Source organism: Campylobacter sp. CFSAN093241 (assembly GCF_012889595.1).
GTDB classification, from domain to species: domain Bacteria; phylum Campylobacterota; class Campylobacteria; order Campylobacterales; family Campylobacteraceae; genus Campylobacter_D; species Campylobacter_D jejuni.
In genome coordinates, this window is the sequence record NZ_CP040612.1 from 1,255,554 (window position 1) to 1,280,033 (window position 24,480).

The window sequence follows — 24,480 nt, forward strand, 5'->3', positions numbered from 1 at the left end:
TATACTTAAATTTTAGTAAAATAAAACACAAAAACAAGGCTTAACTATGAAAAATCTTTGCATAATCCCTGCTCGTGGTGGATCAAAAAGAATTCCTAGAAAAAATATCATTGATTTTCTAGGTAAACCTTTAATCTCTTATAGCATAGAAAATGCTTTAAATTCAGGTATTTTTGATGAAGTGGTGCTTTCAAGCGATGATGAAGAAATCATAGAAGTAGCCTTAAAATACGGTGCAAAAGCTCCTTTTGTGCGTGATAAAAATTTAAGCGATGATTATGCTTCAAGCACTGCTGTAGTGCAAAATGCCATAGAAATTTTACAAAGCCAAAATCAAATTTATGATCATGTCTGCTGCCTTTATGCTACTGCTCCTTTGTTAAATAAAGACATTTTAAAACAAGCCTATGAAAAATTTATACAAAATCAAAGCAAGTTTTTATTTGCTGCTACTGAGTTTGAGTATCCTATACAAAGGGCATTTTATCTAAATGAAAACAATCAAGTTTATATGTTTGATGAAAAACATTATAAAAGTCGTTCACAAGATCTAACAAAAGCTTATCATGATGCAGGAGCTTTTTATTTTGGTACAAGCAAAGCTTGGCTTGAGGAAGATTTTATATTTAAACCTCATTCTAGCGTGTTTGTATTGCCAAGAAATTTAGTTTGCGATATAGACACCATACAAGATTTGGAATTTGCAAAAATACTTTATAAGGTAAATCATGAAAGTGCTTTTTAGAAGCGATAGCTCCAGTCAAATAGGCTTTGGACACATTAAACGTGATCTAGTCTTAGCTAAACAATATAGCGATGTAAGTTTTGCTTGTTTGCCTTTAGAAGGCTCTTTGATCGATGAAATTCCTTATCCTGTTTATGAGCTTGATAGTGAAAGCATTTACGAACTTATCAATCTCATCAAAGAAGAAAAATTTGAACTTCTTATCATTGATCACTATGGCATCAGCGTAGATGATGAAAAACTGATCAAGCTTGAAACAGGGGTGAAAATTCTAAGCTTTGATGATGAAATAAAGCCTCATCATTGTGATATTTTACTCAATGTCAATGCCTATGCAAAAGCAAGTGATTATGAAGGTTTAGTGCCTTTTAAATGCGAAGTAAGATGTGGTTTTTCTTATGCTTTAATCAGGGAAGAATTTTATCAAGAGGCCAAAGAAAATAGAGAAAAAAAATATGATTTTTTCATTTGCATGGGTGGAACTGATATAAAAAACCTTTCTTTACAAATTGCTAGCGAATTACCTAAAACAAAAATCATCAGCATTGCAACCAGCTCTTCTAATCCTAATCTTAAAAAATTGCAAAAATTTGCAAAATTACATAACAATATTAGATTATTTATCGATCATGAAAATATTGCAAAATTGATGAATGAAAGCAATAAACTCATCATTAGTGCAAGTTCTTTAGTCAATGAAGCCTTGCTTTTAAAGGCAAATTTCAAAGCTATTTGTTATGTTAAAAATCAAGAATCTACAGCAACTTGGCTTGCTAAAAAAGGGTATGAAGTGGAGTATAAGTATTGATAAAACTTAAAAATTTCACAGAACTTAATTCTCAAGAAATAGAGCTGATTTTTAAATGGCGCAATCACCCCGATATCAATCAATTTATGAAAACAAAATATATTGATTTTGAAGAACATTTAAGATTTTTAAAAAAATTACATCAAGATTCTAGCAAAAAATATTTTTTAGTTTTTCAAGATGAACAGATTATCGGCGTAATTGATTTTGTCAATATCACAACTAAATCTTGCGAATTTGGACTTTACGCAAAACCTAATTTAAAAGGCGTAGGACAAATTTTAATGAATGAAATTATAAAATACGCTTTTGAAAACTTAAAAGTAAATACTCTTAAAGCTTATGTTTTCAAAGACAATCGCAAAGCTTTAAAATTATATCAACAAAATCATTTTACTATTTATGATGAAGATAAAGATTTTTACCATATTTGCCTAAAGCAATCTGACTGCAAAGCCTTGCCTAGCTAATTCTTCTTTTACATCTTTAGGGGTATACTTAGAAAAATGAAAAATATAAGCACCCGCTAAAGCATCAGCACCTAAATTTAAAGCCTCAACTCCATCACTTGGATTGCTAAGTCCTCCATTGATAATAAGAGGAATTTTAAGTTTATTTTGAAAGATCTTTAAAAGTTCTAAATCATAACCCTTTGCCCTTCCTTCAAAATCCACAGAAGTTAAAAGAAGCTCTCCAGCTCCTTTTTTTTCATATTCTAAAGCAAGTTCTAAAGGACTTTTTTCAAGTAAATTTCCCCTGTCATAAACACAAAATTGCCCTCCTTTTCTTTTAACATCTATAGAACAAACTATACATTGAGAACCAAAACGATTAGCCGCTTTACTTATAAAATCCATATCTTCTAAGGCCTTAGAATTGATAGAAATTTTATCCGCACCTAAATTTAAAATCTTTTGTATATCTTCAAGGGTTTTTATCCCGCCACCTATAGTTAAAGGCATAAAACATTCTTTAGCAAGATCTTCTATACTTTCAAAATCTATTTCTCCACTTTTTGAAGCATCTATATCTAAGATAATAAGCTCATCAACATTGCGTGCATTATAAATTCTCATTGTTGAAGTTAAATGCCCTATAGTGCGAAAATCTTTAAATTCTATACTTTTAACAAGTTGTCCGTTTTTTAACAAAACACAAGGGATAATTCTAGTTTTTAACATTTAAAGCCTTATAAAATTTTCTAAAAGTTTTAAGCCTAAATTTTGACTTTTTTCGGGGTGAAATTGTGTAGCAAAAATATGATCTTTTTGTAAAGATGCAACAAATTTATGTCCGTATTGTGCTTTAGCACTTACAAACTCATCTTTGCATTTCACATAAAAAGAATGCACAAAATAAAAATCACTCTTATTATCTATGCCTTGATACAAAGGAACTTGTTTTAAAATTTCAAGCTCATTCCAACCCATATGTGGGATTTTTAAATTTAAATCCTCTTCAAATTTGACTACTTCACCTTCTATAAAACCAAGTCCTTCGCAAACTCCACCTTCATAGCCCCTTTCTAAAAAAAGCTGCATTCCCAAACAAATGCCTAAAATAGGTTTTTTTTGTACTAAAACTTGCTCTTTTAAAGCTTCTATAAAACCAAATTCTTTTAAATTTTTCATCGCTTCTTTAAAAGATCCCACTCCAGGTAAAAGCAATTTATCTGCTTTTTGCAAATCTTTTGGATTTTTAGCTATGAAATTTATAGCTCCTATTTTTTCAAAAGCCTTAGCAACAGAGTTTAAATTTCCCGCCTTGTAATCAATGAGCGCTATCATTTTAAAACACACTCGTCTTTTCTTACCAAAGAACCATCATAATCTCTTATAAATTTACCATTTTCATCACGTTTAAAAATTTTTTTATTGGTAAAAGAATCTACTATTTTTTGAAATTCTTCCTCGCTAAAACCACTGAATTCAAGGTATTTTTTAATAGCCTTTTTAGGGGGCTTGCCATCGTATTTTTGTACCAAACGCACCCCTTCTTCACGGCTGATATAACCTAAACGAATATCCAAACAAGCATTATCCGTTGCTCTACCAAAGCCGTATTTGCAGTATTTTAAATAATCATGCACATGATTAGAATAACAATCTAAATTTTCAAAATTTTCATAAGTAGTCTCAACAGGATGATCTAGAGTTAAAAAACCATATTTTTTAGAAATTTCAAGAATTTTTTTATAATCCCATTTAAAATAATACCCTAAAAATAGCCCAGTAACCCCTACTCTTTGAAGTTCTTCATCACTTGGATAAGTATATAAAAACAAATCTTTTTCAGTGATACCATTTACCCCAAGCATATCAGAAGCACGATTTCCTAAAAGCCCGCCAAATTCTTCAAGCCACTCTCTGCCTAAAATATTTTTATTTTTACTACTCGCAGGACCGCCATACTCTATCTGCGGACTTTCTCCCCAGATGATCAAAGGCACTCCAAAATTTACCGCTATGCGTGGAACAGAAGTAAAAATTCCCAAATGGTTTTGCCACTCATTATCCCCTGTTCTTATAAAAGCTTCACGGGCAAGTTTTTGATAAACTTTTGGATCACGCTTGATATGGATCAAATCCACGCCAAGATGATTTAAATTGTCTAAATTTTTGCGCCCTATTTTCGTAGGTACGCTAGGCTCAAAACACACACACAAAGGATTAAGTCCAAGTTCAAGCATTTTAACCACTTGAAAAGTAGAATCTTTTCCGCCACTTACTCCGATAACACAATCATAAACAGGATGTTTTTTGTATTTTTTTATAAGCTCAAAAAATTCTTTTTCTCTTTCTTGCCAATTAATATTTTGATTTTTAGCTTCTTGAGAACGACAAGCATCACAAACACCTTCTTCATCAAAATGTAAATCAGGCTTAGTATCTGGCATCACACATTTTTTACAAAATTTCATAAATTTCCTTTAATTAGTCTTAAATATATATCGTTATAATTAAATTTTATTTTATGATTTTATATATTTATATTATATAAAAATTAAAAAATGAATGAATTCTATAATTTAAATCCATATGGCATTTTTTGAATGAAACCAAGCAAAATCATAACAAAGTTGTAATATTTATATAATATAAATATATAAATTGAAGAAATATATAATATAATTATATATCATTTTAGTCAGGAAATTTACCAAAGAAAGAAAAGTATGCAAATAGGAAATTTTAACACCGATAAAAAGGTTTTTATCATAGCAGAACTTAGTGCAAATCACGCAGGAAGTCTTGAGATGGCACTTCAAAGTATAAAAGCTGCCAAAGAAGCAGGTGCTGATGCGATAAAAATTCAAACTTACACTCCAGATAGCATGACTCTAAATAGCAACAAAGAAGATTTTATTATTAAGGGTGGGCTTTGGGATAAAAGAAAACTTTATGAGCTTTATCAAAGTGCAAAAACCCCTTATGAATGGCATTCTCAAATCTTTGAAACCGCACAAAATGAAGGCATACTTTGTTTTTCAAGTCCTTTTGCCAAAGAAGATTTAGAATTTCTAAAACGCTTTGATCCTATAGCCTATAAAATCGCTTCTTTTGAAGCTAATGATGAAAATTTCGTGCGTTTAATCGCCAAAGAAAAAAAACCTACTATCGTTTCAACGGGCATTGCTACAGAAGAAGAACTTTTTAAAATCTGTGAAATTTTTAAAGAAGAAAAAAATCCTGATTTAATCTTTTTAAAATGCACTTCGGCTTATCCTACTGCCATAGAAGATATGAATTTAAAAGGCATAGCAAGTTTAAAAGAAAAATTTAATGTTGAAGTGGGGCTAAGTGATCATAGCTTTGGTTTTTTAGCCCCTGTTATGGCAGTAGCACTTGGAGCTAGAGTGATAGAAAAGCATTTTATGTTAGATAAAAGCATAGAAAGTGAAGACAGTAAATTTAGTCTTGATTTTGATGAATTTAAAGCTATGGTAGATGCAGTAAGACAAGCTGAAAGTGCTTTAGGCGATGGTAAGTTAGATCTAGATGAAAAGGCGCTTAAAAACCGTGTTTTTGCAAGAAGCTTATATGCAAGTAAGGATATCAAAAAAGGTGAAATGTTCAGCGAAGAAAATGTAAAATCCGTGCGTCCTTCTTTTGGACTACATCCTAAATTTTATCAAGAACTTTTAGGAAAAAAAGCTACTAAAGATATAGAATTTGGTGATGCTTTAAAACAAGGAGATTTTACATGAAAAATATTTTAGTTACAGGTGCTGATGGTTTTATAGGCTCTCATCTTTGTGAAAGTTTGATCAAAAAAGGTTTTAAAGTCAGAGCTTTAAGCCAGTATAATTCTTTTAATTTTTGGGGACATTTAGAAAAAAGTCCTTTTTTAAAAGACATGGAAGTTGTAAGTGGGGATTTAAGAGATAGTTTTTTTTGCGAAAAAATCACCAAAAATATAGATGCGATCTTTCATCTTGGCGCCTTAATCGCCATCCCCTACTCCTACACAGCCCCACAAAGCTATGTGGATACCAATGTCAATGGCACTTTAAATATGCTCGAAGCAGCTAAAAAAAACGAAATTTCGCATTTTATCCACACCTCAACAAGCGAAGTTTATGGCACGGCCTTTTATGTGCCCATCGATGAAAAACACCCTTTACAACCTCAAAGCCCTTATTCTGCAAGCAAAATCGCTGCAGATATGATGGCGCTGAGTTATTATAATTCTTTTAATTTAAATGTCAATATTGCACGCCCTTTTAACACCTATGGACCAAGACAAAGCGCAAGGGCTATCATACCTACCATCATCACACAAATTTTAAGCGGAGCAAAGGAAATCAAACTAGGAGATTTAAGCCCTAAAAGGGATTTAAATTTTGTGCTAGATACTTGCGAGGGTTTTATCTCTCTTTTAAATTTAAAACATTTTGGAGAAGTTTATAATATAGGCTCAGGAGTGGAATACTCCATGCAAGAAGTACTTAATCTCATACAAAAAATTTTAGATTCTAAGGTAAAAATCATCCAAGATGAGCAAAGATTGCGTCCTAAAAATAGCGAAGTTTTTAGACTTTGTTGCGATGCAAACAAGCTTAAAAAAGCTACAAATTGGCAAAGCAAAATAAGTCTAGAAGAAGGTTTAAGACAAAGCATAGAGTATTTTAAAGAAAATTTAGAAAATTATAAAAGTGAGCTTTATAATGTTTGAAAAAGAAATTTCTTTTATAAAAAGTCTTTTTAATAAAGAAAATATCGCCCTACATGAGCCTTGCTTTATAGGCAATGAGAAAAAATATCTCTTAGAATGTATCGATAGCGGTTTTGTTTCAAGCGTAGGAGAATTTGTAACGCGTTTTGAAGAAGCTTTAAAAGAAAAAACCAAAGCACGCTTTGTCATCGCTACAAATACAGGTACAGCAGCCCTTCATATCGCTTTATTAGCTAATGGTATCGATGAAAACTGCGAAGTCATCACTCAAAGCATAAGCTTTGTCGCTACGGCCAATGCTATCGCTTATACAGGTGCAAAACCCGTTTTTTTAGATATAGATGAAAACACTCTAAGTTTAAGTCCTAAGGCTTTAGAGCATTTTTTAGAAAATCAAACTTATCAAAAAGATAATCTTAGCTATAACAAAACCACACACAAACCCATCAAAGCTTGTGTTATTATGCACACCTTTGGTTTAAGCGCTCATATAAAAGCCATCAAAGAGCTTTGTGAAAAATACCACATCCTTTTAATTGAAGATGCTGCAGAAGCCTTAGGAAGCACCTATGAAAACAAGGCCTTAGGCACTTTTGGAAAGTGTGGAATTTTAAGCTTTAATGGTAATAAAATCATCACAGGTGGATGCGGTGGGGCGATATTAAGCGATGATGAAAATTTAGCCAAACTTGCAAGACACCTTAGCACCACAGCTAAAATCCCCCATCCTTACGAATACGATCATGATAGGATAGCTTATAATTACCGTCTTTGCAATATAAACGCAGCAATCTTGCTTGCAGGACTTGAAAATTTAGAACTTTTTTTAGAAAACAAAAGAGAACTTGCTAAAATTTACAAGGATTTTTTTAAAAATCACGATAAATGTAAATTTATCGATGAAAAAAGCAATGAAAAAAGCAATTTTTGGCTCAATACCTTGCTTTTTAAAGATGAAAATTTAAGAAATATCTTTTTAGAAGAATGCTTGAAAAATAATATTTTCGTCCGTCCTGTATGGAAAAGCTTACCGAGTTTAAAAGCTTTTCAAAACTGTCAAAGCAATGAGCTTATAAACACTAAAAAATTAGAAAAACGCTTGATTAATTTACCTAGTAGCGTTAGAATAGCAAATAAAAAGGAATGATGCGTTGCAAAATTTAATTCAAAGCATTAAAAAAATTTAATAAGAAAAAATATGAGAATAGCGGGGGGGGGGGATTTGATTTTTTACTTCTTCTTTTAGGAGAAGTGCGTGAAAAATGTCATCATCATAGGAGCGGGTGGCTTTACTAGAGAGCTTTATTCTTATTTAAAAGATGCAAATTACGAAATTATAGGCTATATTGATATACAAGAAAATAATTTTTTTGACTTAAAATATCTAGGCAATGAAGATAATTTCGATAAAAAGTTGATTCAAAAAGCATCTTTTGCTTTAGGTGTAGGACAAATCAATTTAAGAAAAAAAATCCTTGTAAAACTTTCAAAAAAATCATGTAATTTTATCACTTTTATACATCCTCAATCTTTTGTTTCAAAAGAAGCTAAAATAGGACAAGGGGTTATAGTGTGTCCTTTTGTAACCATTAATGCTAATTCAAATATAGGAGATTTTGTGCTTTGTAATATTTATTCAAGCATAGCTCATGATTGTAAAGTAGGAGAAGGAAGTATTTTAAGCCCTTATGCTACACTTAATGGAAATTCAAGCATAGGAAAAAATTGTTTTTTAGCTACTAGAGTTAGCCTGTTGCCTTGCGTAAACTTAGAAGATAACTGCATAGTAAGCAGGTAGTATTATTAGCAAAAACTACACATCCAATCAACTTATTTTTCATAAAAATATAATTAAAACAAGGAAAAAACAATGAAAGAAATTAATATCATAGACTTTGGTTTAATGGGTAAGCAAATAAGTGCTTTATTTTATTTATTAGGCTATGAAATAGGTGTTTATAATAAAAGCAAGCTCAATATATACGAATTTGAAAAACAAATAAAACTTCTACAAAGAAAAATAGATTTTTCTAATTTTAACGCCGGAAAAATAAACATTTACCAACATATAGAAGATCTTAAAAATAGCTTGACTATAGAAAGCTTAAATGAAGATTTAAATTTAAAAAAAGAAATCATGCAAATTCTTAGAGATAATAATATAGTTTTTTCGAGAGTATGGATGATTTAAACTGCGATTTTATACATTTTTTCAATACTATTTATATCAAATTAATAGAACTTTGTGGTTCTAATTTAGAACGATTTACCCCATTGAAAGATCTTAAAAAATTAGGATTTCATATCATTTGCAGTAAAGGCAATCGAGGAGCTTTAGCAAATTTACTTTTGTTCAATGAAATTTCATCATTTTTTAAAATTATAGAAAAATACGATTATAATTTCAAAGAATGTCAAACAGTTTATGATTTGCTTTATGAAAAAAGAAATTTGTTAAATATTATCGACACTATAGGCATAGAACTTTGTAATAAAATTTGTAAGAATTTAAAAGAAGATGATGAAAATTTTTACCATCCAAAAATCTTTAAAAAGGCCTTATAAAAAGGAATTTTAGGTAGAAAAATAAAACAAACATAAGTGATATTTTATAAAATAAGCAAATATTAATTTAATATTTTATACAATCTAATATTTTTATTAAATTGAAGGGGTGGGGAATGATTTATTGTGATCACTGCGTGATGCCAAATACTAGACCTGGTATTAATTTTACAAAAGATAAAGAAGGTAAAAATATCTGTTCAGCTTGCATCAATCATAAAAATAAAGAAAATATTGATTATAAAGCAAGGTTTAAAGAGCTTGAAGTCTTATGCGATAAATACCGCAGAATGAATGGAAAATTTGAATATGATTGCGCTATTGCCGTAAGTGGAGGTAAAGATTCGCATTTTCAAGTGCATATCATGAAAGAAAAACTTGGAATGAATCCTATTCTTTTTAGCGTTGAAGATAATTTCACCATGACTGAAGCAGGTAAGAAAAATCTTAAAAATTTAAGTGAAACTTTTGGTTGTCATATTATTAGCTTAAAGCCTGATATCAAAACTCAAAAAAAAGTTATGCTAAAAACCTTTGAAAAATATGGAAAACCCACTTGGTTTATTGATAGACTGATTTACAGCTATCCTTTTGCTATGGCTTTAAAATTTAATACACCTTTATTGGTTTATGGAGAAAATGTTAGTTATGAATATGGAGGTAGTGATACCGAAGAAACTCCTAGCGCTAAAGAAATATTTTTAAATGGTGTAGCTAGTGATTTAAATATAAATGAATTTATAGATGATGAAATCAAAGAAGAAAATCTACAACTCTTTTTTAATCCCAATGCAAATGATATCAACAAACTTAATCCTATTTATCTAAGTTATTTTATAAAATGGAATTCTTATAGCAATTATATTTTTGCTAAAAGTCGTGGTTTTACTGATCTAGAAGGCGAATGGTATAGAACAATGTGTGCAGAAAATTTTGATCAAGTTGATAGTATAGGCTATATCCTACACGCTTGGATGAAATACCCTAAATTTGGTCATGCTTGTGCGAGTGATTACGCAGCTCGTTTCGTGCGATATGGACTTTTAAATAGAAAAGAAGCTATTGAACTTGTACAAAAAAGAGATCATAAGCTTGACAATAAATGCGTTGAAGATTTTTGCAATTTCATAGGTATTAGTAAAACTACATTTTGGAAAATAGTAGAAAAACATTACAATATGGATTTATTTTATAAAAATGATTTTGGAGAATTTAAATTAAAAAACAAATTACAATAAAAATATAAAGGAAAAAAATGCAAAACTCATTAGAAACTTATACAATGAAATATAATGAAAATGGATACGGATTACTTTTTCCAGATGGTCATGTAGTACGTTTTTATGAGAGAATTTTAAAATACAAACTAAATAAAATAAATGGAAATTTACTTGATTTTGGTTGTGGCAATGGTGTACATTCAGCGTATTTTCAAAGCAAAGGGTTTAAAACCTTCGGAATAGATATAGTTCCAAGTTTAAAAGAAATTTGGAAGCAAAATATTAGGGGGGGGGATATTGTAAAATTATAGAACCAAATTCTAGTATCAAAGGACTTTTTGATGAAAATATGGATATCATCTTTGCAAATCAAAGTCTTTACTATATACCCTTAAAAGAACTCAAACAAAATATTTTAGAATTTTACGAACTTTTAAACACGGGTGGAATACTTTTTGCTACAATGATGAGCAAGAAAAATTATTATTTTTCCCACAGTCAAAAAGAAGAAAAAAATGGCTTGAGTAAAGTTGAAATTAATGGAAGATTAAATGAAACAAGCTTTATACATTTTATTGATAAAGCCCAAGATCTAGAAAATCTTTTTCAACCTTTTGAAACTTTATTTTTAGGAGATTATGATCCTATTAATTTTTATAATTTTGAAGGATCAGCACACCATTACATTTATGTAGGTATTAAAAAATAAAATTTTGCCTTTATTTTAAGGCAAAATAAAGGCAAAACTATGAAAAAAACTCTTATCATCGCAGAAGCAGGAGTTAATCACAATGGTGATTTAAATTTAGCTAAAAAGTTAATAGAAATCGCAGCAGATTCAGGGGCTGATTTTGTTAAATTTCAAAGTTTTAAAGCCAAAAACTGTATCAGCACAAAGGCTAAAAAAGCACCCTATCAGCTTAAAACCACGGCTAGTGATGAGAGTCAGCTTCAAATGGTACAAAAACTCGAACTCGATCTTAAAGCTCATAAAGAGCTTATCTTACACGCAAAAAAATGCAATATTACCTTTCTTTCTACTCCTTTTGATCTTGAAAGTGTAGATCTTTTAAATGAGTTAGGCTTAAAAATCTTTAAAATTCCAAGCGGAGAAATCACCAATCTACCCTATCTTAAAAAAATTGCAAAGCTTAATAAAAAAATCATACTTTCAACAGGCATGGCAAATTTAGGCGAGATAGAAGAAGCTTTAAATGTGCTTTGCAAAAATGGCGCTAAACGCCAAAATATCACTCTTTTACACTGCACTACAGAATACCCTGCCCCTTTTAATGAAGTCAATCTTAAAGCCATGCAAAGCTTAAAAGACGCTTTTAAGCTTGATGTGGGTTATTCTGATCACACAAGGGGTATACACATTTCCCTAGCTGCGGTTGCCTTGGGAGCTTGTGTGATAGAAAAGCATTTTACTCTAGACAAAAATATGTCAGGGCCTGATCATAAAGCAAGCCTAGAACCTCAAGAACTAAAAATGCTTTGTACCCAAATAAGACAAATACAAAAGGCAATGGGTGATGGCATAAAAAAAGCAAGTAAAAGCGAACAAAAAAATATCAACATAGTAAGAAAAAGTTTAGTGGCCAAAAAAGACATCAAAAAAGGAGAAATTTTTAGCGAAGGAAATCTTACTACCAAACGCCCCGCAAATGGTATAAGTGCTATGAGATATGAAGAGTTTTTGGGTAAGATTGCTACTAAAAACTACAAAGAAGATGAGCTTATCCGTGAGTAAAAGAAAAATTTGTATAGTCAGTGCAACAAGGGCTGAATGGTATCTTTTAAGAAATTTATGTCATGAAATTCAAAACGATAAAGATCTAAGCCTTCAAATCATCGCTACAGGAGCACATTTAAGCCCTGAGTTTGGACTCACTTATAAAGAAATAGAAAAAGAATTTAAAATAACTAAAAAAATCCCTATCCTGCTTGCAAATGATGATAAAATAAGCCTTTGTAAAAGTGTGAGTTTAGCTTTTAGTGCTTTTAGCGATGCTTTTGAAGACTTAAAACCTGATATGGTGGTGATTTTAGGCGATCGTTATGAAATGCTTAGCGTAGCAAGTGTATGTCTATTGATGCACATACCTTTAGTGCATTTATGTGGCGGGGAGCTTACTTTAGGGGCTATTGATGATAGTATAAGACACAGCATTTCAAAAATGTCACATTTACATTTTGTAAGTCATGAAATTTATAAAAAAAGGCTTTTGCAACTTGGAGAAGAAGAAAAAAGGGTTTTTAATATAGGTTCTTTAGCTTCTACTATCATAAAAAATATGAATTTTTTAAACAAAAAAGATTTAGAAAAAGCCTTAGAAATGAAACTAGATAAAGAACTTTACTTAATCACTTATCATCCTTTAACTTTAAATGTAAAAAATACTCAAAAAGAGATTAAAACCTTACTTAAAAAACTTGACACCCTTAAAAATGCAAGTTTGATTTTTACCAAAGCAAATGCCGATGAAAATGGACTTTTAATCAATGAAATTTTGCAAAATTACTGCCAAAAAAACTCACACAAGGCTAAACTTTTTGATAATCTTGGCTCACAAAAATACCTAAGTCTTATGAAAATAGCCAAGGCCATGATAGGCAATTCTTCAAGTGGTATTAGTGAAAGTCCTTTTTTTAAAACTCCTTGCATTAATATAGGCGATAGACAAAAAGGGCGTTTAAGAACTCAAAATATCATTGATTCCGAAATCAACGATCTTGATCAAGCTTTTGAAAAATTAGAAAGCAAAGAATTTAAACAAAATTTAAAAAATTTTAAAAACCCTTATGATAATGGTAAAAATCCCAATAAAATCATAAAAACTTGCCTAAAAAATGTAAATTTAGATACAATTTTACATAAAAATTTCATCGATTTATAAGGCTTAGTGTGGATATAAACAAACTCAAACTCACCCCTGATTCTAGCATAAAAGAAGCTTTAAAAATAGTCGGGCAAGAACGCGTTAGATTAGGCATTATAGTTGATAAAAAGGATAAATTTTTAGGAGTCATTAGCGATTCAAACATCAGAAAAGCTTTAATTAGTGGCAAAACTTTAAAAGATAGTATCAAAGATATTTACACTAAAAATCCCATCACCATAAAAGAAAACACAAGCAAAGAACAGCTTTTAAAAATTTCTGCTAAAACCGATATTTACGACTTTCCTGTTTTAGATGAAAAAGGGCAAATTCTTTCTATAAAATCTATCTCATCACTTTTAAAAGCCAATCCAAACTCCATTATCATCATGGCTGGAGGCTTAGGCTCTCGCTTAAAAGAGCTGACTAAAGATACTCCAAAACCTATGTTAAAAGTAGGCAAAAAACCCATTTTAGAAAGCATAATCCAAAGACTTAAAAATCAAAATTTTGAAAATTTTATCTTTTGTGTGAATTATAAAAAACAAATCATAGAAGATTATTTTCAAAAAGGGCAAAAATTTGGGGTTAAAATTTCTTATATTAAAGAGCGTAAAAAACTAGGTACAGCAGGGGCTTTAAGCCTTATAAAACAAGAATTTAAAGAAAGTTTTATCGTTATGAATGCAGACATTTTAACCGAGCTGGATTTTAATGCTCTTTTAAAAGCGCATAAAAAATCAAAAGCTTTAATGAGCGTTTGCGTGCGTGAGTTTGAGCAACAAATTCCTTATGGAGTGATCACTCAAAAACAAGGTTTTATAGAAAATATAGAAGAAAAACCTACCCAAAAATTCCTAGTAAGTGCGGGGATTTATGTACTTGAAAATGAAATTTTAAATTTAATTGCTAAAAATGAATACTTAGACATGCCCGAACTCATCAAACTTGTATTGCAAAAAGGCAAGGTAAATACCTATATCATCAACGATTATTGGATTGACATTGGAAGGCCAGATGAGTTTTTAAAAGCCAATGAGGATTTTAAATGAAAGTCTTAATCATAGGCTTTGGAAGCATAGGAAAAAAGCATTTTTTAGCCTTAAAAAATTTAAATCATGAAGTAAGTTTGCTTTCTTTAAGTGCTAAAAAAGAAGAATTTAAAAACACTCCAATTTATCGCTCTTTGAAAGAATGTGATTTAAACGAATTTGATCTTTTTATCATCGCAAATATCACTACGGAGCATTTTAACACCTTAAAAACTTTAGATGAGCTTGTAAAAGATAAAACCATACTCGTAGAAAAACCTTTATTTGAAAAAAGCCAAAATTTCACAAGCTCAAAAAATCACATTTATGTAGCATATTTACAACGTTTTAATCCTGTGATTGTCGCTTTAAAAAAGCTTTTAAAAGGTGAAAAAATTTATTTTGCTAGTTTGGTTTGTAATTCTTATTTGCCCCATTGGAGAGCTTTAGACTACAGGCAAAATTACAGCGCTAAAAAAGAGCTAGGTGGTGGGGTTTTACTCGATCTCTCTCATGAAATCGATCTAGCCTTTTTTCTTTTTAAAGACTTAGAGCTTATGTACTCCCAAAATGCTAAAATTTCAGAGCTTGACATAACAAGCGATGATTTTGCCTTTTTGGCTTTAAAAAATTCACAAGAAGCTAAAATTCATATAGAACTAGACTATTTTGCTAAATTTAACAAAAGAGAAATTATCATCCATACTTTAGAAAAAAGCTTTAAAGCCGATTTGATAAACAATAAAATCGAAATTTATCACAAAAATCAAAGTCAAAAAATCTTAAATTTTGAAAATGATACGATAAAAACCCTTCAAAATTTACATCATGCAGTCTTTGAAAAAGACAAAGAACTTTGCGATCTTAAGCAGGCTTTAAAAGTGCTTGAACTTTGTGATGAAGTAAGGAAAAAAAATGGCTGAAATTTTATGTACTATTTGTGCTAGGGGTGGTAGCAAAGGCGTTAAAAACAAAAATATTAGAAAGATTAACGAACTTGAAATGATAGCTTATAGCATCATACAAGCTCAAAATTCAAAGCTTTTTAAACACATAGTCATAAGTACTGATAGTGATGAAATCGCAAGTGTAGCCCAAAAATATGGCGCTGAAGTTTTTTTCAAAAGAGAAGCTCATCTTGCCAATGATCGGACTGCAAAACTTCCTGTCATGCGTGATGCCTTGCTAAGAAGTGAAGAGTATTTTAAAACGTGTTTTGAAACTCTCATAGACTTAGATGCTTCAGCCCCGCTTCGCTCAAGCCTTGATATAAAAAAAGCTTATGAAAGTTTTGTTGAAAATGATAATTCCAATCTCATCACCGCAGTTCCTGCTAGACGCAATCCTTATTTTAACCTCGTAGAAATACAAAATAACAAGGTAGTAAAATCCAAAGAAGGAAATTTTACCACTCGCCAAAGTGCCCCAAAATGCTATGATATGAACGCTAGTATTTATATCTTTAAAAGGGATTATCTTTTAGAAAATGATAGTGTTTTTGGCAAAAACACAGGGCTTTTTGTAATGGATGAAAGCACAGCTTTTGATATTGATAGCGAGCTTGATTTTAAAATCGTAGAGTTTTTAATCTCTTTAAAAAATTTATCGCCAAAGGATTTTTAATGCTTGAAAATAAAATCATCTTTGTAGCAGGAGCTTGTGGGCGTATAGGTAAAGCGCTTTGCGAAAAAATACTTCTTAGCAAAGGTATCCCTATACTCGCAGATATCAACAAAGAATGCTTAAATAAATTGCAAGAAAATTTAGAAACAAATTTTAAAACAAAACTTTTAAGCTTAGAACTTGATATCACTAAACAAGAAAGCTTACAAACCGCCCTTCAAAAAAGTCAAGAAAGATACGGCAAAATCGATGCTTTTGTTAACTCAAGCTATCCTTTTGGCAAAGATTGGGGTAAAACGCCTTATTATGAACTCAAATACGAACAAATTTGCGAAAGTTTAAATTTACATTTAGCAGGCTTTATGCTAGCCGCTCAAGAATTTGTGAAATTTTTTAAACAACAAGGCTATGGTAATATCATCAATCTTAGCTCCATCATGGGAGTTTATGCGCCAAAATTTGAAAACTATGAAGGCACTTCCATGCAAAGCTCTTTAGAATACAGTGTGATAAAAGCAGGGATTAATCACATGAGCTCTTGGCTAGCTAAAGAGCTTTTTAATCAAAACATACGCGTTAATACTCTAGCAAGCGGAGGAATTTTGGATAATCAAAATGAACTTTTTTTAAAAGCTTATAGAAAATGTTGTGCGAGTAAAGGTATGCTAGATGCAGATGATATATGTGGAACTTTGGTATTTTTACTTAGCGATGAGAGTAAATTTATCACAGGGCAAACTTTAGTGGTAGATGATGGATGGGGCTTATGATGACCTTCACCCCTACTCAAAAAGAACTCTTTAATAAAAACATTGAAGCTTTAAGTAATCTTTTTTTAAAAGAAAGTTTAAAAGAAATTAAATCAAGTAAATTTGAACTTATCTTAGGTAAAGATAATCTAGATATCAATTTAAAAGATACAAGTGATAATACTTTTCTTTATGAAAATGTTATTGATGAATTAAACTCTATGCTAAATACTTATAATGATAAATATCTACTTTATCCTGTATTGTATTTTTATGGTTTTGGAAATGGAATTTTATTTAAAGCTTTATTGCAAAATAAAAATCATCAACATATTGTTGTTTTTGAAAAAGATATAGAAATCATTTGGATAATGTTTCATATCTTAGATTTTTCACATGAATTACAAAGTGCAAGATTGATGATTTTGCAAACAAGTTCTTTGGATATAGAATTGTTTTCTAATTTTTGCTCTAGCAAACCTTTCTTTCAATTTTCTAGAATTTATTTTTTAGAACTGATGAGTCATTATTATGAAAGATTTCATGAAGATATTTTAGGATTGAATAAAAAATTAGCAGAAAATTTTAAAAATATCATTTTAAGAAATGGTAATGATCCTCTTGATGCTCTTCAAGGCATAGAACAATTTGTCTATAATCTTCCTTCAATGATCACTCATCCTAGTTATAAAGAATTACTTTCCAAAAGAAAAAATTTAAGTGATACAGCTATCATTGTTTCTACAGGACCATCTCTTACTAAACAATTGCCTTTATTAAAAAAGTATGCTAATAAAGCTACGATTTTTTGTGCGGATTCTTCTTATCCTATTTTAGCTAAACATAATATTAAGCCCGATTATGTGCTTTCTTTGGAAAGGATTCCTTTAACTTCTGAATTTTTTAACAATGATTTTGGGGAATTTGATAAGGATATTTTGTTTGTTCTAAAATCCTATGTCCACCCTCATACTACAAAATATCTTCAAAAAAATAATAGAAATTTTATGCTTGTATCTACATATGCAAGTTTTATAAATTATTTAAAACTTGATGATTTTGGGTATTTTAATATGGGATTTAGTGTAGCTAATATGAATTTTTTACTTGCTATACATTTAAAGCATAAAAATATCGTTTTAATAGGACAAGATTTAGCTTATGCTAAAGATGGACTTTCTCACACTAAAGATTATAGCAATCTTGATAAACATGAAGGACATTTTCAAAGAGATAAAAACAAATATACCACTCAAGCTTACGGAGACAATGGAAAAGTTGAAAGTTCTTTTGTTTGGACTCTTTTTAGACATAATTTTGAACAAGATGTGGCCAATGCAAAAAAAAATTATTATATTACCACCTACAACTGTACCGAAGGTGGAGCAAGGATAGAAGGAACTATAGAAAAACCTTTTCTATGGGCTTGTGAGAATTTACTTCATAAAGATTTAAATAAACCTTTTGAAAAATTAGAACCTTTAAGTTTAAATAAACAAAATGAATTTTTACTTAAGGCTTATTATAAAGTTTATCAAAGTATTAAACATTGTAGAGATTTTAGTAATAAATTTATTAAAAGCTATGATAAAATAAAAAATTCTTTTATGAGTTTACAAAATTCTCAAGAAAATGAAACCCTTATCAAAGAGATCATTAAAGATATAGATAAAATCAAAACTCAAATCGATGAGCTTTATAATACTCAAAAAGATTTGATGCAAATTTTAGGTCCCCTACTAACTCAATTTGAACTTAATCTTGCTAGAATTTATGTTTTAAATCCTAAAACCAAAGAAGATGCTTTTAATAAAAGTATTCTTTGGATAAAAGAACATTTAGAATTTATGGAATTAGTTTATGGACATATTAAAGCACAAGAAAATGCTTTGATCAAAAATATACTTCCTTTAGAAGAAAAACTAAAAGAAAGAAAATTAGATAAATGGATGGAAAGGGTGAGAAGGTGAGAGAAGAGCTTTTTTTAAAAAATACTCAAGCTTTGTTTGAGGTCGATGAGTTTTTAGCTTGTACACTGAGATCACTTAAATACTTAACTTTTGCACTTATCCAAGATGAAAATGGAATAAATTTTAAAAAAGATGATATTTTTCTTTATGAAAATCCCAATAAAGAGCTTTTAGAAAACCTTACTCTGTTTAAAACCGAATATAACAAATATCCTGTTTTGTTTTTTTATGGCTTTGGAAATGGAATGTTTTATAAAACTTTATGTAAAAACAAACAACATAAACACATTATCATTTTTGAAGACAATCTTGAAATTTTAACTTTAGCTTTTCATTTATTTGATTTTAGCGAAGAATTAAAAAAAGAACAACTAATACTTTTTTATACTCCAAATATTAATACAGCACAACTCACCACACTTTTTACTTATGAAATCATTCAAAAAAGTGTAAAAATTTTTAATCTTTTTATCCATAATGATTTTTATCAACAATTTTATAGCACTCAAATACAAAATATAAATACTCAACTGATAGAAATGATACGATTTATCGTTTTAAACAAAGGTAATGATCCACATGATTCTTTAGTTGGAATCAAACATACCCTAGATAATCTCCCTAAAATGTTAAATCATGGAATTTTTCAAGAATTTCTCAAAGAAAGAAGAGCTAAGGTTGAAAATGCTATCATTGTTTCTACAGGACCAAGTCTTATAAAACAACTTCCTTTGTTAAAAAAATATGCTAATAAAGCTACAATTTTTTGTGCGGATTCTTCTTATCCTATTTTAGCTAAACATGGTATAAAGCCTGATTATGTTTGTATGTTGGAACGTGATGATATAGTTTCTAAATGTTTTGATAATGATTTTGGCGATTTTAACAAAGGCATACTTTTCATACTTGCTTCTGTGGTTCACAAAGAAGTATTAGATTTTTTAGAAAAAGATCAAAGAGCTTATATGCTTGTACATCGCCCTTTAAATTTTGCAGCTAGTTTAAAACTTGATGAATATGGATATCTTGGAGTAGGACACAGTGTTTCCAATATGATCTATGAACTAGCAGGAGCTTTAAGATTTGAAAATATCATTTTTATAGGACAGGATTTAGCTTATGGCGAGGATGGAAGTTCACATCCTAAAGAGCATATACATGGAAGTCAAGGTGAAGAAATCAGAGGAGAAAAATATACACTAGCTTATGGAGGAAAAGGCAAAGTAAGAACTCAACTCACTTGGAATTTGTTTCGTCAAGCTTTTGAAAAAGATATATTTTGGGCAAAAGAAAAACTCAATATCACCACCTACAACTGCACCGAAGGTGGAGCAAGAATAGAAGGAACTATAGAAAAACCTTTTTTATGGGCTTGTGAGAATTTACTTGATAAAGATTTAAATAAACCTTTTGATTTTCCAAAATTTCTAGATAAAAAACTAGCCAAAGAAAAATTAGAAAAAACAAAAAAATATCTCCAAAAAAGCATTTTAGAATCCAAAGAATTTATAAAAAAAACTCAAACTCAGCTTCAAAAGCTTAGATACACTTTAGAAAAAAATGACAAGAATTTTCAAACTCTTGAAAAAATCAAAAATGATCTTTTAAATCTTTTTAAAGAATTTAAAAAACTCAAGCTTTTTAATGAACTTTGTCAAGCTATTTATTTTCATAACGAATGCGAAATTTTAAAATTTGAAGTTTTAAACACAAATAAGCAAAAAGAAAATTTAATAGACTTTTTGAAAATACAACACAATTGGTTTATCCAAGGTTTAGGATATCTTGATACTCAAAACAAAACCATAGAAAAAAGTTTAGAAAATTGGAATTTTGACGATATAATCAAAAAATAATTAGGATTTCCAATGACCTTCACCCCTACTCAAAAAGAACTCTTTAATAAAAACATTGAGGCTTTAAGTAATATTCTTTTAAAAGAAAGTTTAAAAGAAATCAAGTCTAGTAAATTTGAACTTATCTTAGGTAAAGATAATCTAGATATCAATTTAAAAGATACAAGTATAAAAAATAATGGGGGGGGTATAATGAAAATTTACTTTATCAAGATCCCATTAAAGAATTGCAAACTATGCTAAATACTTATAATGATAAATATCTACTTTATCCTGTATTGTATTTTTATGGTTTTGGAAATGGAATTTTATTTAAAGCTTTATTGCAAAATAAAAATCATCAACATATTGTTGTTTTTGAAAAAGATATAGAAATCATTTGGATAATGTTTCATATCTTAGATTTTTCACATGAATTACAAAGTGCAAGATTGATGATTTTGGAAAATGATAAATTACAAGCTCAAGATTATACTGAACTTTGTTCTTCTAAACCTTTCTTTCAATTTTCTAGAATTTATTTTTTAGAACTGATGAGTCATTATTATGAAAGATTTCATGAAGATATTTTAGGATTGAATAAAAAATTAGCAGAAAATTTTAAAAATATCATTTTAAGAAATGGTAATGATCCTCTTGATGCTCTTCAAGGCATAGAACAATTTGTCTATAATCTTCCTTCAATGATCACTCATCCTAGTTATAAAGAATTACTTTCCAAAAGAAAAAATTTAAGTGATACAGCTATCATTGTTTCTACAGGACCATCTCTTACTAAACAATTGCCTTTATTAAAAAAGTATGCTAATAAAGCTACGATTTTTTGTGCGGATTCTTCTTATCCTATTTTAGCTAAACATGGTATAAAACCTGATTATGTTTGTATGTTGGAAAGAACAGAAATTACTGCTGAGTTTTTTAATAATGATTTTTGGGAATTTGATAAGGATATTGTGTTTGTTTGCGCAGGGGTTGTTCATCCAAAGGCGATTGAGTATTTAAAGGGTAAAACTTTTATTATAACTCAAAAAGTTCTTGCTTTTCCATATTATATAAATCTTAAAGATTTTTCTTATACTGCTGTAGGACTTAGTGTTGCACATACATTATCTTATCTAGCAACTTATCTAAGTCATAAAAACATCATTTTTATAGGACAGGATTTAGCTTATGCTGAAAATGGCAATTCTCATCCTGATGATTATCAAAATTCAGCTAATTATGAAAGTCAAATGTATGAACATATTTTAACTATAGCTTATGGAGGCAACGGAAAAGTTGAAACTCATAGTATATGGCTTTTATTTAAAAATTGGTTTGAAAATGAAATGATTCCAAATACTAGAAAAATGGGTATCACCACCTACAACTGTACCGAAGGTGGAGCAAGAATAGAAGGAACCATAGAAAAACCTTTTCTATGGGCTTGTGAGAATTTACTTCATAAAGATTTAAATAAACCTTTTGAAAAATTAGAACCTTTAAGTTTAAATAAACAAAATGAATTTTTACTTAAGGCTTATTATAAAGTTTATCAAAGTATTAAACATTGTAGAGATTTTAGTAAAATACTCAGCAATGATTTTGAAAAAATACAAAGCGTATATTTGAGTTTAAATGAAAAAGAAGAATATTTAAATTTAGCTATTGAAAAAATAGATGAGTTTAAAAATAAACTTGAAGATATAAAACAAATGCAAGATTTATATGAAATTTTACAACCTCTGCGTACTCAATTTGAACTTAATCTTGCTAGAATTTATATTTTAAATCCTAAAACCAAAGAAGATGCTTTTAATAAAAGTATTCTTTGGATAAAAGAACATTTAGAATTTATGGAATTAGTTTATGGACATATTAAAGCACAAGAAAATGCTTTGATCAAAAATATACTTCCTTTAGAAGAAAAACTAAAAGAAAGAAAATTAGATAAATGGATGGAAAGGGTGAGAAGGTGAGAGAAGAAAATAATTTTAACAAAAATTTAAAAGCTTTAAGCGGTTTTGAGTATAACAACTTACGCAAAAAACTTGAGGATCTAAAAGAGCTTAGAGAATTTACTTTCACTCAAGGAAAAGATAATCTTGATATCAATATCATAAAAAAAAGAAATTTAAAAAAAATGTATCAAGATCCCATCAAAGAGCTTGAAAAAAATTTAGAATATTTTAAAGATTTTACACGCTATCCTGTGCTTTTTTTTTATGGTTTTGGAAATGGAATTTTATATAAAATTCTACTTCAAAATCAAGCACTTAAAAGAATAATCATCTTTGAAAAAGAATTAGAACTTATCTTTTTGGCTTTAAATTTCATAGATTTTAGCAAAGATTTAAGCTTAGGGCGACTCATTATTTTACATCATGATGATATTAATCTTCCTAAAATGGATAAAGTTTTTCGTTTGATAGGGGATTTGTTTTATCGTTCTTATAACCTACACATTGCTAATGATTTTTATGAACACTACAAAGAAGATATTTTAAAACTTAATAAACTCAATATGCAAATCATCAAAAATCACAATCTTATGCGTGGAAATGATCCTAAAGATGCCATGCAAGGTATAGAACAATTTGTTTATAATCTTCCTCAAATGATCACTCATCCTAGTTATAAAGAATTACTTTCCAAAAGAAAAAATTTAAGTGATACAGCTATCATTGTTTCTACAGGACCATCTCTTACTAAACAATTGCCTTTATTAAAAAAGTATGCTAATAAAGCTACGATTTTTTGTGCGGATTCTTCTTATCCTATTTTAGCTAAACATGGTATAAAACCTGATTATGTTTGTATGTTGGAACGCGATGAAATAGTAGCTGAATGTTTTAATAATGATTTTAAAGATTTTGATAAAGACATCATTTTTCTAGTAGCTTCTTTGGTGCATAAAAAAACCATTTCTTATCTTGAAAAAAATCAAAGAAAATACATTTTAATCATAAAAGGCCAGCCTTTTGCGAGATGCTTGGGGCTAGACGATTATGGATATATTAACGCAGGCATGAGTGTATCTCATATGGCTTATGAACTGGCTGAAAATTTAGGACATAAAAACATCATTCTCATAGGTCAGGATTTAGCTTATGCCAAAGATGGGCAAACACATTCTCAAGGTTTCATCCATGCTAATTTACACAATGGAGACTATGAAAGAGATTTAGATAGATTTAGCACTACAGCTTATGGAGGAAATGGAAAAGTTCAAAGTTCTGAAATTTGGACACTTTTTAGACAAATTTTTGAAAATTTCATTGCTTTTAGCAAAAGTAAAACTTATAATTGCACTGAAGGAGGTGCTAGGATAGAAAGCGCTATAGAAAAACCTTTTAAAGAACTTTGCGAAGATTTACTCGAAAATAAAAAAGATAAAAAATTTAAAAAATTACAAGTTTTAAATACTAAAGAACAAGTAAAACTCGGATTAAAAATCTATCAAAAAATTAAAAAAAATATGAATTTATCCTTAAATTTTAAAAAAGAGTGTAAAAAAGTTCAAAAACAAATTCACAATCTTACCCATGGAAAAAACGAGCTCTCTCTCGAACAAATAAACCAAAATATAGACAAAATCAAAGAAAAACTTTCAAATAAAAAATATCTCTTTTTGCAAGAAATTTTAGGCCCTACTTTACATCATGAACAAAGTATATTAACGCCTTTATATCTTAAAGATATCAAAGATGAATCTGATAAACAAAATAAACTTTTTGCTTGGGTTTATGCACACGAAGCTTTGATAGAAAATATCATAGAACTTTTAGAAGTTCAAGATAAAAGACTTAAAATCGCTATTTTACCTTTGCTAGACTTCTTAGAAAAGAAAAAAGCACTTTAAAAGCTTAGATGCATA

The 24,480-nt window shown here is 29.5% G+C and carries 22 protein-coding genes and 2 pseudogenes; 21 read left to right on the forward strand and 3 right to left on the reverse strand.

What is annotated here, in order from left to right:
• Positions 1–46 precede the first annotated feature (46 nt).
• Genes pseF through pseH form a run of 3 tightly spaced genes read left to right on the forward strand, consistent with a single transcriptional unit; the run spans position 47 to position 2,023 of the window.
• Positions 47–745 (forward strand): pseudaminic acid cytidylyltransferase, encoded by a 699-nt coding sequence (pseF, locus tag FBE96_RS06435; RefSeq protein WP_002777693.1) that lies wholly within the window; start codon positions 47–49, stop codon positions 743–745.
• Complete coding sequence (pseG, locus tag FBE96_RS06440) at positions 729–1,553, forward strand: UDP-2,4-diacetamido-2,4,6-trideoxy-beta-L-altropyranose hydrolase (RefSeq protein ID WP_002790573.1); 825 nt, start codon at positions 729–731, stop codon at positions 1,551–1,553. Before pseF ends, pseG begins: the two co-directional genes overlap by 17 nt.
• On the forward strand, positions 1,550–2,023 hold the full coding sequence (pseH, locus tag FBE96_RS06445) for a UDP-4-amino-4,6-dideoxy-N-acetyl-beta-L-altrosamine N-acetyltransferase (protein WP_002781802.1): 474 nt from the start codon (positions 1,550–1,552) through the stop codon (positions 2,021–2,023). Before pseG ends, pseH begins: the two co-directional genes overlap by 4 nt.
• Here the strand turns inward: pseH and wbuZ are convergent.
• Genes wbuZ through pseA form a run of 3 tightly spaced genes read right to left on the reverse strand, consistent with a single transcriptional unit; the run spans position 1,988 to position 4,473 of the window.
• On the reverse strand, positions 1,988–2,734 hold the full coding sequence (wbuZ, locus tag FBE96_RS06450) for a glycosyl amidation-associated protein WbuZ (RefSeq protein ID WP_002786691.1): 747 nt from the start codon (positions 2,732–2,734) through the stop codon (positions 1,988–1,990). The two genes, pseH and wbuZ, sit on opposite strands and share 36 nt — an antisense overlap.
• Complete coding sequence (hisH, locus tag FBE96_RS06455; RefSeq protein ID WP_002864311.1) at positions 2,735–3,340, reverse strand: imidazole glycerol phosphate synthase subunit HisH; 606 nt, start codon at positions 3,338–3,340, stop codon at positions 2,735–2,737. It abuts the gene before it with no gap.
• Complete coding sequence (gene pseA / locus FBE96_RS06460) at positions 3,337–4,473, reverse strand: pseudaminic acid biosynthesis protein PseA (RefSeq protein WP_002784894.1); 1,137 nt, start codon at positions 4,471–4,473, stop codon at positions 3,337–3,339. The genes hisH and pseA overlap by 4 nt, the downstream gene beginning before the upstream one ends.
• Positions 4,474–4,728: 255 nt before the next feature.
• On the opposite strand from pseA, the gene pseI reads away from it, so the two are divergent.
• The 18 genes and pseudogenes from pseI (at position 4,729) to FBE96_RS06550 (ending at position 24,465) form a co-directional block, all read left to right on the forward strand.
• Complete coding sequence (gene pseI, locus FBE96_RS06465; RefSeq protein WP_002906945.1) at positions 4,729–5,760, forward strand: pseudaminic acid synthase; 1,032 nt, start codon at positions 4,729–4,731, stop codon at positions 5,758–5,760.
• On the forward strand, positions 5,757–6,728 hold the full coding sequence (legB, locus tag FBE96_RS06470; protein WP_002832449.1) for a 4,6-dehydratase LegB: 972 nt from the start codon (positions 5,757–5,759) through the stop codon (positions 6,726–6,728). Before pseI ends, legB begins: the two co-directional genes overlap by 4 nt.
• A complete protein-coding gene (legC, locus tag FBE96_RS06475; protein ID WP_002858192.1) occupies positions 6,721–7,875 on the forward strand; it encodes an aminotransferase LegC in 1,155 nt (384 codons plus the stop codon). Before legB ends, legC begins: the two co-directional genes overlap by 8 nt.
• A gap of 108 nt (positions 7,876–7,983) precedes the next feature.
• Entirely contained in the window at positions 7,984–8,526 is a 543-nt protein-coding gene (locus tag FBE96_RS06480; protein WP_002815677.1) for a transferase, read from the forward strand.
• Positions 8,527–8,598: 72 nt separating this feature from the next.
• Positions 8,599–8,919 carry a 3-hydroxyacyl-CoA dehydrogenase NAD-binding domain-containing protein gene (locus FBE96_RS08520; protein WP_002858316.1) on the forward strand — a complete coding sequence of 107 codons (321 nt, stop codon included), beginning with the start codon at positions 8,599–8,601 and terminating at the stop codon, positions 8,917–8,919.
• A complete protein-coding gene (locus FBE96_RS08525) occupies positions 8,907–9,293 on the forward strand; it encodes a hypothetical protein (RefSeq protein WP_002782233.1) in 387 nt (128 codons plus the stop codon). Before FBE96_RS08520 ends, FBE96_RS08525 begins: the two co-directional genes overlap by 13 nt.
• 116 nt (positions 9,294–9,409) lie before the next feature.
• Positions 9,410–10,531: an N-acetyl sugar amidotransferase gene (locus FBE96_RS06490; protein ID WP_002906508.1), complete on the forward strand. Its 1,122-nt coding sequence runs from the start codon at positions 9,410–9,412 to the stop codon at positions 10,529–10,531.
• Between the two features lie 17 nt (positions 10,532–10,548).
• A pseudogene (locus FBE96_RS06495) lies at positions 10,549–11,222 on the forward strand (methyltransferase domain-containing protein).
• 39 nt (positions 11,223–11,261) lie between these two features.
• Positions 11,262–12,266, forward strand: coding sequence for a N,N'-diacetyllegionaminate synthase (gene legI, locus FBE96_RS06500; RefSeq protein WP_002906504.1), 1,005 nt, complete (start codon positions 11,262–11,264; stop codon positions 12,264–12,266).
• On the forward strand, positions 12,259–13,413 hold the full coding sequence (gene legG, locus FBE96_RS06505) for a GDP-N,N'-diacetylbacillosamine 2-epimerase (hydrolyzing) (RefSeq protein ID WP_002906502.1): 1,155 nt from the start codon (positions 12,259–12,261) through the stop codon (positions 13,411–13,413). The genes legI and legG overlap by 8 nt, the downstream gene beginning before the upstream one ends.
• Before the next feature lie 8 nt (positions 13,414–13,421).
• Complete coding sequence (locus tag FBE96_RS06510) at positions 13,422–14,447, forward strand: nucleotidyltransferase family protein (RefSeq protein WP_002864264.1); 1,026 nt, start codon at positions 13,422–13,424, stop codon at positions 14,445–14,447.
• Entirely contained in the window at positions 14,444–15,349 is a 906-nt protein-coding gene (gene ptmF, locus FBE96_RS06515; RefSeq protein WP_002906500.1) for an L-glutamine-D-fructose-6-phosphate isomerase subunit, read from the forward strand. Before FBE96_RS06510 ends, ptmF begins: the two co-directional genes overlap by 4 nt.
• On the forward strand, positions 15,342–16,049 hold the full coding sequence (gene legF / locus FBE96_RS06520) for a CMP-N,N'-diacetyllegionaminic acid synthase (RefSeq protein WP_145599631.1): 708 nt from the start codon (positions 15,342–15,344) through the stop codon (positions 16,047–16,049). The genes ptmF and legF overlap by 8 nt, the downstream gene beginning before the upstream one ends.
• Positions 16,049–16,819 carry a flagellin modification protein PtmA gene (gene ptmA, locus FBE96_RS06525; protein WP_002857935.1) on the forward strand — a complete coding sequence of 257 codons (771 nt, stop codon included), beginning with the start codon at positions 16,049–16,051 and terminating at the stop codon, positions 16,817–16,819. Before legF ends, ptmA begins: the two co-directional genes overlap by 1 nt.
• Positions 16,807–18,768, forward strand: coding sequence for a flagellin modification protein PseD (gene pseD / locus FBE96_RS06530; protein WP_168952585.1), 1,962 nt, complete (start codon positions 16,807–16,809; stop codon positions 18,766–18,768). Before ptmA ends, pseD begins: the two co-directional genes overlap by 13 nt.
• Positions 18,765–20,624 carry a motility associated factor glycosyltransferase family protein gene (locus FBE96_RS06535; RefSeq protein WP_010891925.1) on the forward strand — a complete coding sequence of 620 codons (1,860 nt, stop codon included), beginning with the start codon at positions 18,765–18,767 and terminating at the stop codon, positions 20,622–20,624. The genes pseD and FBE96_RS06535 overlap by 4 nt, the downstream gene beginning before the upstream one ends.
• A gap of 12 nt (positions 20,625–20,636) precedes the next feature.
• Positions 20,637–22,582, forward strand: a pseudogene (locus FBE96_RS06545) (motility associated factor glycosyltransferase family protein).
• Positions 22,579–24,465 carry a motility associated factor glycosyltransferase family protein gene (locus FBE96_RS06550; RefSeq protein WP_079356569.1) on the forward strand — a complete coding sequence of 629 codons (1,887 nt, stop codon included), beginning with the start codon at positions 22,579–22,581 and terminating at the stop codon, positions 24,463–24,465. The pseudogene FBE96_RS06545 and the gene FBE96_RS06550 overlap by 4 nt, the downstream one beginning before the upstream one ends.
• Positions 24,466–24,480: the final 15 nt, after the last annotated feature.